Source organism: Dactylosporangium sp. NPDC050588, assembly GCF_040654975.1.
Lineage (GTDB): Bacteria > Actinomycetota > Actinomycetes > Mycobacteriales > Micromonosporaceae > Dactylosporangium > Dactylosporangium maewongense.
In genome coordinates this window covers 50774-63531 of record NZ_JBFAJA010000006.1, presented here as the reverse complement: position 1 = coordinate 63531, position 12758 = coordinate 50774, and the positions used below count along the sequence as shown (strand labels likewise).

11 protein-coding genes and 1 pseudogene are annotated in these 12758 nt (G+C 70.7%); 6 read left to right on the top strand and 6 right to left on the bottom strand.

Annotation, left to right across the window (positions count from 1 at the left end):
* Positions 1–3 precede the first annotated feature (3 nt).
* Positions 4–864 carry a DNA-formamidopyrimidine glycosylase family protein gene (locus AB0I21_RS05315; RefSeq protein ID WP_354890108.1) on the bottom strand — a complete coding sequence of 287 codons (861 nt, stop codon included), beginning with the start codon at positions 862–864 and terminating at the stop codon, positions 4–6.
* Positions 865–898: 34 nt separating this feature from the next.
* On the opposite strand from AB0I21_RS05315, the gene AB0I21_RS05310 reads away from it, so the two are divergent.
* Positions 899–2050 carry a glycosyltransferase family 4 protein gene (locus tag AB0I21_RS05310; protein WP_360559188.1) on the top strand — a complete coding sequence of 384 codons (1152 nt, stop codon included), beginning with the start codon at positions 899–901 and terminating at the stop codon, positions 2048–2050.
* Complete coding sequence (locus AB0I21_RS05305; RefSeq protein ID WP_360559187.1) at positions 2047–3399, top strand: hypothetical protein; 1353 nt, start codon at positions 2047–2049, stop codon at positions 3397–3399. The genes AB0I21_RS05310 and AB0I21_RS05305 overlap by 4 nt, the downstream gene beginning before the upstream one ends.
* Here the strand turns inward: AB0I21_RS05305 and AB0I21_RS05300 are convergent.
* From AB0I21_RS05300 to AB0I21_RS05285, 4 genes are all read right to left on the bottom strand, one after another.
* A complete protein-coding gene (locus AB0I21_RS05300; RefSeq protein WP_360559186.1) occupies positions 3365–4162 on the bottom strand; it encodes a hypothetical protein in 798 nt (265 codons plus the stop codon). The genes AB0I21_RS05305 and AB0I21_RS05300 overlap by 35 nt on opposite strands.
* A 5-nt stretch (positions 4163–4167) precedes the next feature.
* Positions 4168–4665 (bottom strand): SigE family RNA polymerase sigma factor, encoded by a 498-nt coding sequence (locus AB0I21_RS05295; protein WP_360559185.1) that lies wholly within the window; start codon positions 4663–4665, stop codon positions 4168–4170.
* Between the two features lie 82 nt (positions 4666–4747).
* Entirely contained in the window at positions 4748–6058 is a 1311-nt protein-coding gene (locus AB0I21_RS05290; protein WP_360559184.1) for a hypothetical protein, read from the bottom strand.
* A gap of 164 nt (positions 6059–6222) precedes the next feature.
* Positions 6223–7659, bottom strand: a complete 1437-nt coding sequence (locus tag AB0I21_RS05285) for a GuaB1 family IMP dehydrogenase-related protein (protein WP_360559183.1) — start codon at positions 7657–7659, stop codon at positions 6223–6225.
* A 166-nt stretch (positions 7660–7825) separates the two neighbouring features.
* Here AB0I21_RS05285 and AB0I21_RS05280 point away from each other — a divergent pair, with 166 nt between their 5' ends.
* Both AB0I21_RS05280 and AB0I21_RS05275 read left to right on the top strand, forming a co-directional pair.
* Complete coding sequence (locus tag AB0I21_RS05280; protein WP_344500864.1) at positions 7826–8218, top strand: CBS domain-containing protein; 393 nt, start codon at positions 7826–7828, stop codon at positions 8216–8218.
* A 534-nt stretch (positions 8219–8752) separates the two neighbouring features.
* Positions 8753–9546 (top strand): annotated as a pseudogene (locus AB0I21_RS05275) (IS5 family transposase); the annotation flags it as partial.
* An 87-nt stretch (positions 9547–9633) separates the two neighbouring features.
* Here the strand turns inward: AB0I21_RS05275 and AB0I21_RS05270 are convergent.
* The gene (locus AB0I21_RS05270; RefSeq protein ID WP_360559182.1) at positions 9634–10137 is read right to left on the bottom strand and encodes a Uma2 family endonuclease; all 504 of its coding nucleotides are present in this window, start codon (positions 10135–10137) and stop codon (positions 9634–9636) included.
* Positions 10138–10236: 99 nt separating this feature from the next.
* On the opposite strand from AB0I21_RS05270, the gene AB0I21_RS05265 reads away from it, so the two are divergent.
* Both AB0I21_RS05265 and AB0I21_RS05260 read left to right on the top strand, forming a co-directional pair.
* The gene (locus AB0I21_RS05265) at positions 10237–11328 is read left to right on the top strand and encodes a PLP-dependent aminotransferase family protein (RefSeq protein WP_360559181.1); all 1092 of its coding nucleotides are present in this window, start codon (positions 10237–10239) and stop codon (positions 11326–11328) included.
* 226 nt (positions 11329–11554) lie between these two features.
* Positions 11555–12694 (top strand): magnesium and cobalt transport protein CorA, encoded by a 1140-nt coding sequence (locus AB0I21_RS05260; protein WP_360559180.1) that lies wholly within the window; start codon positions 11555–11557, stop codon positions 12692–12694.
* The last annotated feature ends 64 nt before the right edge of the window (positions 12695–12758 follow it).

Genomic DNA, 12758 nt, shown 5'->3' with positions numbered 1-12758 from the left:
GGGTCAGCGTACGAGCTTCGACAGCCGACGGTCGGCCAAGGGTTTGCCGTTGGTCTGGCAGGTGGGGCAGTACTGCAGTGACGTGTCGGCGAAGGAGACCTCGCGGACGGTGTCGCCGCAGACGGGGCAGGGCAGGCCGGTGCGGGCGTGCACGGCGAGGCCGGAGCGTTTCTCCGACTTCAGGGTCGCCGCCTTCTGCCCGACCGAGCGGGTGACGGCGTCGGTCAGCACGGCGCGGGTGGCGGTGTGCAGGGTGGCCATCGTGTCGTCGGTGATGCGGTTGGTCAGCGCGAACGGCGACATCTTGGCGGCGTGCAGGATCTCGTCCGAGTAGGCGTTGCCGACGCCGGCGATCACGGTCTGGTCGGTGAGGACGCCCTTGATCTGGCCTTTGCGGCTGCGGATCGCGGTCGCGAACTCGTCGGTGGTGACTGCGAGGACGTCGGGGCCGAGCCGGGCGATGCCGGGCACCAGCCGGGGGTCGGTGACGAAGTAGGCGGCGAGGCTCTTCTTCGTGCCGGCCTCGGTGAGGTCGAAGCCGGAGTCGTCGTCGAGTCGGACCCGGACGGCGATCGGGCCGGAGCCCGGTTTGAGCGGGGTCTTGGCGTTGAACGTCTCGCGGTAGTGCAGCCAGCCGGCGCGGGCCAGGTGGGTGACGAGGTGCAGGTCGTCGCCGACGTGGATGTCGAGGAACTTGCCGTGCCGGGACGCGCCGGTCAGGGCCTGGCCAGCGGCGGCGGTCACCGGCGGGTCGAAGGTCTTCAACGCGCTCAGCGACGGGACTTCGATGCGGTCGATGGTGTGGCCGACGGCGCGCTCGCGGAGGAACGCGGCGAGCGCTTCGACCTCGGGAAGCTCGGGCACTCGTACAGTCTGCCTCAGTTAGTCTTTTCCCGTCATGAAGGTCGTTGTCGCGCACAATCGCTACGCGTCCGGCGCACCGTCCGGTGAGAACGTCATCGTCGATGCCGAGATCGCGCAACTGTCCAAGGCCGGGGTGTCGGTGCTGCCGTTTCTGCGCAGTTCCGACGAGATCGGCACGTTCTCCACGGCGCGTAAGGTGCTGCTGCCGCTGTCACCGATCCGCAACGGCGACTCGCAGCGCGCCCTGGAAAAACTGATAAAAGCGGAAAAGCCGGACGTGTTGCATTTGCACAACGCCTATCCGCTCCTGTCGCCCTGGGTGGTCCGGACGGCGCATTCGGCAGGTGTACCGGTGGTGCACACCGTCCACAACTACCGTCAGGTCTGCGCGCCGGGACTCTATTTCCGCGACGGGCACATCTGCACCGAGTGCCGGGGCAAGGCGTTCGCGCTGCCGGCGATCCGGCACTCGTGCTACCGGGACTCGAAGGCCCAGTCGGCGGTGATGGCGACGACGCTCGCCGTGCACCGCGGCACCTGGCGCGGGGTGGACCGGTTCGTCGCGCTCACCGATCGGATCGCGGAGCACCTGCGCGACTTCGGCATCCCGGACGAGCGGATCACGGTCAAGCCGAACGGCATCCCGGACACGGGAGCGGCACCCGGTCGCGGCGAGGGGTTCCTGTACGCGGCGCGGCTGACCCCCGAGAAGGGCCTGTCGCTGGTGCTGGACGCGTGGCGGCGGCACCCTGACGGGGCGCTGGGGCCGCTGCGGATCATCGGCGACGGCCCCCTGCGCCCGCTGGCCGAGGCGGCCGCCGCGGAACGCTCGGACATCACGTATCTGGGGGTGCTGCCGAACGCCGAGGTGCGGGCGCAGATCGGCGCCGCGTCGTGCGTGATCGCGGCGTCCACGTGGCACGACGTGCTGCCCACGATCGTGCTGGAGGCGCTGTGCGCGGGGCGGCCGGTGCTGGTCACGGACCGGGGCGGGCTGCCGTTCCTCGCCGGCGACGCCGGGTGGGTCGTCGAGCCCGATCCCGCCGCGCTCGCCGGCGGGCTGATCGTGGCGCACGCGGGCGCCGCGGCCCTGGCGCCGGTGGCACGGGCGCGGTTCGAGGAGCACTTCTCCCCTGATGTGCTCACCCAGCGGCTGATCGACATCTACCGCAGCGTCGTGCGGTGACCCCCCGGCGGGCCGGTTGGACCGTCGCCGGGATCGTGGCCGTCGGCCTCATCGCCGGCGCGGTCGAGCTGGTCGTCGACGACAGCTACCGTGACGCCGCGCTCGCGCTGGTCGCCGGCCTGATCGCGGGGGCGGTCGGGGCGCTCACCGTGTCGCTGGTGCCGGGCTCGGACCTGCGCGGGCTGGTCCTCGGTGCGGTGTTCGCCGTGCAGGGGGTGCTGAGCTGGACCTACACCAACACCGGCGCCGTCGTGTGGGGCCTGCTGCTGCTGTCGGGCCTGCTGCTGCTGTTCTGGTTCCGGCCGGTCTCGTTCCTTGCCGTGCGGTCCGGCGCGGCGTGGCTCGGCGTGTCGTACCTGATCATCGGCGCGCTCGGTGCGGCGCTGGCGCTCAAGCCGGAGATCGCGGTGCAGCGCACGCTGTACGCCGGATATTTCGGACTTGTCGTGCTGGCGGTGTTCGCGTTCCGGGGATCGTTCGCGCGGCTCACGCTCGGGATCGCGGTCGCGTTCCTCGGCACGGTCGCGGTGCTGCTGGCGGCCGGGTCGGGCAACCTGTTCACGTCGCCGCACGTCGTGCCGGACACGCCGTGGGGGCGCGGCTTCGAGTACCGGTTCTGGGGCGCGTCCTGGCTGCTGGACCACCCCAACGCGATGGCGTGCATCGCCGTGCTCGCCGCGATCCGCATCGGCACCGACACCGGCGTCGCCGCCTGGCAGCGCATCGGATCGGTCGCGACCGCCGCCCTGGTCCTGTGCGCCAGCGACTCCCGCACCGGCTTCCTGCTCATGGCGATCGCGACGCTGGTGTTCATCTGGTACGGCCGCCGCCTCACCCTCGTCCCCGCCGCCGCGCTCGGGCTCGTGCTGCTCGTCAACGGCCCGTCGTTCCTGGTCAAGGAGCGGTACGGCGACGACGCCGGGGTCAGCAGCGGCCGGGTCGAGACGTGGCGGCAGGTCGGAACCGACTGGCGGCACGACAGCCGCACCGAGCAGCTGCTCGGCAACACCCGCGACGCCCGGGCCACCGTGTACCGGGCGAGCAGCGGCGCCGACATCAAGCTGACCGTCGACAACGCGCCGATCGCAGCGCTGCGCAAGGCCGGCGTGGCCGGCGTCGCCGCCTTCCTCGCCGGTCTCGGCCTGCTGCTGTGGAACGTGTGGCGGCGCCGCCGGGACGCCGACCCCTGGCTGGTGGTGCTGCTCCCGGGCGCGCTGTTCACGATGATCACGAACGAGTGGCTGATCGGCGGCACGGGCGGCACGCTGTGGCTGCTACTGCTCGCCGGCGAGGCCGCCCTGCTGCTCGGCCCGGTCAGTCCACCCAGCGATCCGGCTTCTGGACCGTGACGGTCTTGCCGTAGCCGGCGAACTCGACGGTGACCGTGGCGACCAGCTTCTGGTCCACCAGCCCGTAGAACGGCGTGTTGTAGGTGACCTTCTTGACCTTGCCGTCCGCGACGGTCGCCTCGCCCTCGGTCGGGCCGGCCGGAATCGTGAACCGGTAGACGCCGGGGGACGCCTCGGTGACCGTGCCGACCTTCGCGAGGTTCTGCAGCAGCTGAGCGGGGTCCCCCGACACCGGGAACGGGTCGTCGCCGAGCCCGCTGAACGTGAGCGAGTCGTGCCGCCCGTCGTTCTGGAACTTCCAGTGGCCCTTGCCGTCGCCGATGAACCGTTGCCCGTCGACGAGGCGCTGCTCGCTGCCGTCGCCGTAGTGCAGCACGCCGGTGGTGGCGGCCGGGTCGAACTCGCCCCTGGCGGTGCGGGTCTCGGGGCCCGCCACCATCGTGATCGTGAACGCGTAGCTGGTCGACCCGCTGGCGGCGACCGCGGCGGCCAGCCTGATCTGCGGCGTCCCCTGCCGCGTGCTCTCCTGCGCGCTCTTCTGCGCGGTCGCCGCCGGGCCGTTCGCCGGCGACTGCTGGAGCGCGACGGCGGCGGCGGTGACCCCGAGGACGGCGGCGGCGGTGACCCCGGCCAGGGCCGCGGTGCGACGCCGGCGGGCGCGGCGGCGGCCGCGCTCCAGCAGCAGCCGGGTCGGCGCGGGCGAGCCGGGCTCCCGGTCCACCAGGTCGTGCAACTGGTCCGAAAGGTGCTGGTCGATGAGCATGAGCGTCACCTGTTCCGTTCGAAGATCGGTGTGCGCAGGGCGGCGCGCAGCTTGGCGAGCGCCCGCGCGTTCTGGCTCTTGACCGTGCCGACGGAGCAGCCGAGGATGGCCGCGATCTCCGTCTCGGGCAGGTCCTCGTAATGGCGCAGGACGACGACCGCGCGCTGCCGGGGCGCCAGCGCCCGCAGGGCCTCGCGGAGCAGCTCGGTGTCGGGGTGCCGGTCGGCGGAGCGGTCGGCGGCGTCGGGCGGGTCGGCGACGAGCCGCTCGCGGCGCAGCCGCCGCCACAGCGACACGTTGTTGTTGACGAGCATGCGCCGCAGGTAGGCGTGCGGGTCGTCGGCGCGGGCCAGCCGCCGCCACCGTTCATAGATCCTGACCAGGCAGTCCTGGAGCAGGTCCTCGCCGCGGTGCCGGTCGCCGGTCAGCAGGATGGCCAGCCGCAGGTGCCGCTGCCAGGCGGCCTCCACGAAGGCCACGTAGGTGGCGTCGGTGTCTTCCACGGCCCTTGCACGTCCGGGGGGCCCGAAAGGTTGCTCGGCTTTTTCTGCGTCTCAGGCTTCCTGCGTCTCAGGCTTTCCGCGTTCAGGCCTTCTGGGTCGCGTCCAGTCGCGGCGCCGGCGTGGGTGCCTGCGGGCCGACGGACTTCAGCGCGTACCCGTACAGGACGACCATGCAGACGAGTCCGGTGGTGGAGCCGGTGAGCAGGCCCCACGCGGCGCCCTGCAGGCCCTGGCTGGCGCCGACGGACAGGCCGGTCAGCGACACGGTCGCGAACACGACGTACTGCACGAACAGCATCCTGGCGCGGTGCATGCCGCGCATCGCGGCGGTGAACGGCACCTGGAGCAGGTACACGGCGCCCTGCAGCGCGATCGGCAGGGCGAGCGGCGCGGCCTCGGCGAACTTGTCCGTCGTCGTCAGTACCCACGACACCAACGGCCACACGACGACGACCATCAGCGTGCCGAGCACCGCGAAGGCGAGCGCGAGCTGCCTGGTCTGGCGGCGCAGGGTCGCGGCGGCGTCGGCTCCCTCGGCGCCGGGCTTCGCGGCGTCGGCGGCGGCCCGGGACGCCCGCGGCACCAGCAGCCCCTGGATCGCCGCCACCAGGTTCTGTACCGGCTGCAGCTGCACGGTCTGCACGAAGCGCAGGTTGCCGAGCTCGATCTTCGACAGCTTGCCGGCGACGAGGAAACTGATCGCGAGGACCTGCACCTGGGCGACGATCGCGGTGGCGGTGAACCAGCCGGACAGGTGCCGGGTCTCGGCGAGCCACGCCTTCGGGTTGCCGCGCCACGGCAAGCGCCGCTCGCGCAGCAGGTAGACGGTGGCGCCGGCGGTCGCGCCGATCCCCCAGGCGGCGAGGAACCCGCCCGGGCTCTCGTTGCCCGTCAGGATCATCAGGATGATCACGACGCCCTGGGTGCCGGCCCACACGAGGTCGATGCCGAGCGCCTTGTCGGGCCGGCGGTCGGCGAGGTAGTCGCAGCGGGCCGTGTCGTGCAGCATCAGCGGCACCATGAACGGCACCAGCCAGATGAGCTCGTCGAGATCGATGTTGCCGTCGTGCGGCCAGACGAGCCACAGCACGATGAAGACGATCATCGTGGTCACGCCGGAGCAGAGCGCGGTCGTCAGCCCGTTGCGGATGAGCCGGCCCCGGTGCTCACCCTCGAACCGCGACGCGAGGGCGAGCAGCACGTCGCCGACGAACGCCCGGTTGAGGTACATCGAGAAGTAGCCGACGCTCAGCGCGAGCGCCAGCGCGCCGAACTGGTCCTTGGGCAGCAGGATGCCGCCGAGCAGAGTGTTCGCCGCGTTCGCGGTCGCGATGACGACCTGGTCGAGCAGGCCGGCACCGACGAAACGGGACGCGACGCGTATCGCCTGCATACGGCGGCTGCGGGAGGCCTGCTGGCCGGTAACCTCTGGCGGCTGCTGGCCGGTAACCTCTGGCGGCTGCTGGTCGGTCACCCTCGACGGCCATGGTCGCGAACGAGCTTCACGACACGCACCATACGTGACCTGCGGGTGACGAGACTATCCCGTCGGCCCCTTCACCAACTGACATCCAGCGGTTTTCCCTCCGCGTACCCGGCGGCGCTCTGCACGCCCACTGTGGAACGCTCCGCGAACTCCTCCAGGTTGCTCGCCCCGGCGTACGTGCAGGCGCTGCGGACCCCGGCGACGATCGCGTCGAGGATGTCCTCCACGCCCGGGCGGCGCGGGTCCAGATACATCCGCGACGATGAGATGCCCTCTTCGAACAGGGCCTTGCGGGCGCGCTCGTACACGCTGTCGTCGGCGGTCCGGCGGCTCACCGCGCGCGCCGACGCCATCCCGAAGTTCTCCTTGTAGAGCCGGCCGCTCTGGTCGCGCCGCGGGTCGCCCGGCGACTCGTGGGTGCCGGCCAGCCACGAGCCGATCATCACATTGGACGCCCCCGCGGCGAGCGCCAGCGCCACGTCGCGCGGGTGACGCACGCCACCGTCGGCCCACACGTGCCTGTCGCGCCGCCTCGCCTCCGCCGCGCACTCGAGCACCGCGGAGAACTGCGGCCGGCCCACCCCGGTCATCATCCGCGTGGTGCACATCGCGCCCGGCCCGACGCCGACCTTGACGATGTCGGCGCCCGCCTCGATGAGGTCCGCGACACCGTCCCTGGTCACGACGTTGCCGGCGACCACCGGCACGCCCGGGTCCAGCGCCCTGACGGCCCGCAGCGTGGAGATCATCCGCTCCTGGTGCCCGTGCGCGGTGTCGACGACGAGCACGTCCACGCCGGCGGCGAGCAGCTTGTCGGCCCGTCCCGCCGCGTCGCCCGTGATGCCGATCGCGGCGCCGATGCGCAGCTGCTGGTGCTTGTCCACCGCCGGCTGGTACAGCGTGGCGCGCAGCGCGGCGTTCCGCGTCAGAATCCCGACAAGCCGGCCTTCGGCGTTGATGACCGGGGCGAGCTTGTGATGCCCGGCGGTCAGCTGCACGAACGCGTCCTCAGGGCTGATGTCCTCCGGCAGCGTCTGCAGGTTGCGCGACATCACGCTCTGCAGCTGGCTGAACCGGTCGACGTCGTGGCAGTCGCTCTCGGTCACCACGCCCACCGGCCGGCCGTCCTGCACGACGATCACCGCGCCGTGCGCCCGCTTCGGCAGCAGGTCCAGCGCCAGCGACACCGTCTCCGTCGGCCCCAGCGTGATCGGTGTGTCGTGCACCAGGTGCCGCTGCTTCACCCACGACACCGCCTCCGCGACCACGTCGATCGGGATGTCCTGCGGGATGACCGCCAGGCTCCCCCGCCGCGCCACCGTCTCCGCCATCCGCCGCCCCGCGACCGCGGTCATGTTCGCCACCACGATCGGGATCGTCGTGCCGCTGCCGTCCCGCGAGTTCAGGTCGACCGCCATGCGCGACTCGACAGCGCTGCGGCTCGGCACCATGAACACGTCGTCATACGTCAGGTCGTAGCCCGGCTGCTGATCGTTGAGAAAGCGCACGTCTCGGAACTCTAACGCGCGTTCCGGCGCGGTATCGGGCCTTCTCGCGCTCCTTCTCGCGTCATGCCCCTGTTCCTGCCACCTCCGCGAGGGTGGTCAACCCTTGAGCGCGCCCTCCTGAGCAGGGAGAATTGCGTGAAGTGCCGGTTGCGAGGAGTGATGCCTGATGCAGGTCCACGAGGCCATGTCCACCGCGGTCGTCCAGCTCGGCCCCGACCACACGCTCCGCCAGGCCGCCCAGCTGATGTCCCGCCACCGCGTCGGCTCCGCCATCGTCCTCGACCCCGACGGCGCGGGCGTCGGCATCATCACCGAACGCGACATCCTCAAAGCCATCGGCGCCGACCTCGACCCCGACGTCGAACGCACCGCCGAGCACATCACCTGGGAAGTCGTCTACGCCAGCCCCACCTGGACCATCGAAGAGGCCGCCTCCGCCATGGTCCGCGGCGGCTTCCGCCACCTCGTCGTCCTCGACAACGACGACGTCCTGGGCGTCATCTCAGTCCGCGACATCCTCCGCGTCTGGGTCCACCAGAACTCCCCCGTAGCCGCCTGACCGCCCGCCGCCACCACCCCCCCTCATGATCCCGAACGATTCCGGTAGCCAGACCTACCAAATGGTTCGGGATCATGAGGCCGCAGACGGAGCCAGCCGCCCGGAAGCCTCAGTGATGCATCTCAGTAGCCGACATTGAACTGCCGCGCTGTGGACCGCCACCGCCTTCAGCGTGCGGGGCTCGTAGCGGCAGAACTCAGCGCCACGGTGTCCGAAGAACGAATCCCAGCGCGACGGCGGCCCCGGTCACCAGCGCTGGCCGAGCGTTCCGCGATCTACGGTCCCCACAGGTCACGCCAGCGACAGGACACCGGCACCGAAGACCACCCGGCATGCCGCCTCGCCCAGTCAGACCCCACCCAGTCGGGCGCACCGAGCCGGGCGCACCCAGCCGCAGAACGAAGCCGACAGCAGCAGCACGGCGGCCGACCGGGACACGAGGCCCGCGGTCTGTCGGTGTGGCGGTGATCGATAACGAGTGAGGTCTCCGGTATCTGGTGTATCGACCAAGACGCACCAAGTTCCGGAGACCTCGTGGACACCGAACCGGTAACGAGGCGGCATGACCTGACCGACGCACAGTGGGCGGTGCCTGCGCCGCTGCTGCCTGCGGTATCGGTGAAGGGCAGACCGCTGAAGTGGAGCAGGCGGCAGCTGATCGATGGCATCCGGTGGCGGATCCGGGTCGGTTCGCCGTGGCGTGACGTGCCCGTCGACTATGGGCCGTGGCAGACGGTGTACTGGCTGTTCGTCGGCGGCAGCGTGATGGGACCTGGCCTGTCGTGCTGACCGCTTTGCAGGCTCGCGCAAACGCTGCGGGCCGGGTCCGGTGGACGGTCAGCGTCGACTCCACCAGCGTCCGGACACCGAACCAGACGATCACGCCCTGGGCAGGTCGCGGGGCGGGCGGACCACGAAGGTTCACCTCGCCTGCGACCAGGGGCGTAAGGCGTTATCGCTGCTGCTGACCGCCGGCCATCGCGGCGACGGTCCGCAGTTCGTGCCCGTGCTGGAACGTATCCGGGTGCCATGCCTGGGTCCTGGCCGGCCGCGGACCCGCCCGGATCGGGTCCTGGCCGACAAGGCGTATGCGGGCAACGGCATCCGGGCAACGATCCCGATCAAGGCCGACCATGCCCGCGAACCGGCGCAACCTCGGGTCGAAGGGCGACGACCGCCGGCCTTCGACCCAGAGCTGTACAAGCAGCGTCACGCCGTGGAGTGCGGCATCAACCAGCTGAACGCAACCGCGGCATGGCCACCCGCTTCGACTGCTCGCCGTGCGCTACCAGGCCACCGTCACCATCACCGCGATCAACGAATGGCTCTGGACCCGACTCACCAAACACGCCTTTGGAGCCGAGCGGACGGCCCGCGGGCTGAGCGGGCAGTCCGAGCGGAGGCGGGGCGGAAGGTCAGCGGATCAAGGATGTGTCGATGGTCATGGGGAAGGGGATGGTGGTGGTGAACGGGGTGGTGGGTGTCGCGGTGGTGGTGGTCTCGTAGCCGTCGGGGTGGGGGCTGGGCATGGGGTTGGTGTGGACGGTCAGGGTCTGGTTGCGGGCGTCGAGGATCCAGTACTGCGGGATGCCCGCGGCGCCGTAGTCGTGGCGGCGCAGGACCAGGCCGGGCAGCGGGTTGCTGAGGGACATCACCTCGACGGCGATCAGGACGTCGGTGGCGGGGACCACATCGCCGTCGTCGTCGGTGGCCTCGGGGCGGGTGACCAGCAGGTCGGGGACATAGGTGCGACCCTCGCCACAGTCGACGCCGAGGCCGACGGCCAGGACGGCGAAGTCGGGCGGGCAGGCCTTGTGCAGCAGCGTCTCGAGGCGGTGGCTCGCGCGGCGGTGGGAGACCGCCGGCGGCAGCGTGAGCAGGGACTGAGCCGAGTCAGCCAGAACACCAACCATCGTCATGCCCCCATGCTGCCACTGGGGTACGACATATTTTTTCCACCAGGTGGAGCGCGCGGAACTCGGCTGAGGGGCACCGGCACGCTCTCGTAGGCTGGCGGCATGCAGCTCATCTCTTTTGCCCGCGGCGCACCCAGTCTCGACATCATTGACATCGACGGGCTGAAGGCCGCTGCGGTGCGGGCCTTTGAGGCCGACCCGGCCGGCATCACCGCGTATGGCACGTCGGTCGGCTACCTTCCGCTGCGGTCGTGGATCGCGGCCAAGCACGGCGTCGACGCGGAGCAGGTCATCGTGACCAACGGCTCGCTGCAGGCCGACGCGCTGCTCTTCGAGCACCTGGTGAAGCCGGGCGACGCGGTGATCGTGGAGAAGCCCACGTATGACCGGACGCTGCTCAACCTGCGCAACCTGGGCGCCACGGTGCACCAGGTGACGGTCGACGCCGACGGCATCGACACCGACGAGCTGCGCGCGTTGCTCGAAAGCGGGGTGCGCCCGACGCTGGCGCACATCATCCCGAACTTTCAGAACCCCGCCGGGGTCACCCTGAGCGCGCAGAGGAGGGCGACGCTCGTCGCGCTCGCGCAGGAGTTCGGGTTCACGATCTTCGAGGACGACCCGTACGCGGACATCCGCTGGCGCGGCGAGAAGCTGCCCACGATGCTGTCGCAGGACACGACCGGCGTGGTCGTGCACGCGAGCTCGTTCACCAAGACGATCGCGCCCGGTCTGCGGGTGGGTTACCTGGTCGGGCCGAAGGCGACGATCGCGGCGATCGCGAAGCGGGCCACCAACCTGTACATCTCCCCGAGCATGGTCGCCGAGGCGATCACGCACCAGTTCTGCGTCAGCGGGGACATCGAGCGGTCGATCGCGAAGGTGTCGGCGACGCTCGGCGAGCGGGCCCGCCTGCTGGCCGAGGGGCTGCGCAAGCACGTGCCGGACGCGACGTTCGTGGAGCCCGACGGTGGCTACTTCCTGTGGGTGGAGCTGCCCGAGGACGTCGACACGACGGAGCTGGAGACCGTGGCGGCCCGGGACTTCGGGGTTGCCGTGGTCAAGGGCAGCGACTTCCTCCTGGAGGGCGGGAAGCACTCGGTGCGGCTCGCGTTCTCGGCGGTACTGACGGACCAGGTCGACGAGGGTGTCAGCCGCCTGGCGGCGGCGATCGAGGCCGTCCGCAAGGGCTGAAACGCAGCTGAACCAAAGCGACACCAAACCGTGATGGCGGGGTGGGTTCCGCAGGCGGCTCCGGATGGCCCAAAATCCAGCCCGGCGCGCTTTGCTGAATCGCGCTGCAGACATCACCCCCCGCCCCCCAACGGCACCGGGTGGGTCGACCGCGCCCCCACCCCCCACCTGCGGTCGACTCACCCGGTGCCTACTTTGGTGCGAGAACAACAGGGCGGAGGTCGCGATGACCGACGAGCAGCTGGCCGGCTCCCTGTCCAGGGCACTGGCCAGGCCGGTGCGGGCGATGTCACGCATCCTGAGCCCCGCGACACCGGTCCCGGCCACGGCTGATCCACCGACGACGACGAGCTCGATCGTCGACTGTGCGCTGTATGTGGATGGTGTACGGCAACCCGGCAGCTGGCACTACGCGGAGGCGCTCACAGCCGCCCGGCGGCAACGGCACGGGTTCGTCTGGGTCGGGCTGAAGGAGCCGGGCGCGCAGGAGATGGCCGCCATCGCGGAGACGTTCCAGCTGCACGAGCTGGCCGTCGAGGACGCCGTGACCTCCTCGCAGCGGCCGAAGGTCGAGCGGTACGGCGACATGACGTTCATGACGATGCGCACCGCCCGGTACGTCGAGCACGACGAGCTGACCGAGAGCAGCGAGGTCGTGGAGACCGGCGACGTGCTGATGTTCATCGGTGAGCACTTCATCATCACCGTCCGGCACGGCGACGCGTGCCGGCTGACGCCGGTGCGCGCGGACCTTGAGCGGCGCCGGGAGGTGCTGGCACGCGGGCCGTGGGCGGTCGCGTACGCCGTCGCGGACACCATCGTCGACGTGATGGTCGAGGTCGTCGCGGCGATCGAGGAGGACGTCGCGATCATCGAGGACCAGGTGTTCAGCCCGGCGAAGCGGAGCAAGGGCAAGACCGGCACCGATCGGATTCAGCGGGTGTACCAGCTGAAGCGCGAGCTGATGGAGTTCAAGCGGGCGGTCCTGCCGCTGCAGCGCCCGCTGGCCGGGGTGGTCAGCGGCCAGCTCGCCGAGGTGCCCGAGGAGATCCGCCGCTACTTCCGCGACGTCAACGACCACCTGGTGCGCACGGTCGAGCAGGTGCTCTACCTCGACGACGTGATCAACTCGGTGCTGCAGGCGCGGCTGGCGCAGGTGAGCGTCGACCAGAACAACGACATGCGCAAGATCGCCGCCTGGGCCGGTATCGCCGCCGTATGGACGTCGGTCGCCGGCGTGTACGGCATGAACTTCGACTTCATGCCGGAGACGAAGTGGGTCTTCGGCTATCCGGGCGTCATGACGCTGATGGTCGTCGCCTCGGCCCTGCTCTACCGCGCGTTCCGCAAGTCGGGCTGGCTGTAGCAACGTAGCGCAGCGAAACGCGGACGGGCCGTCCCCCGTGGCTGGGGAGGGCCCGTCCGCGCGC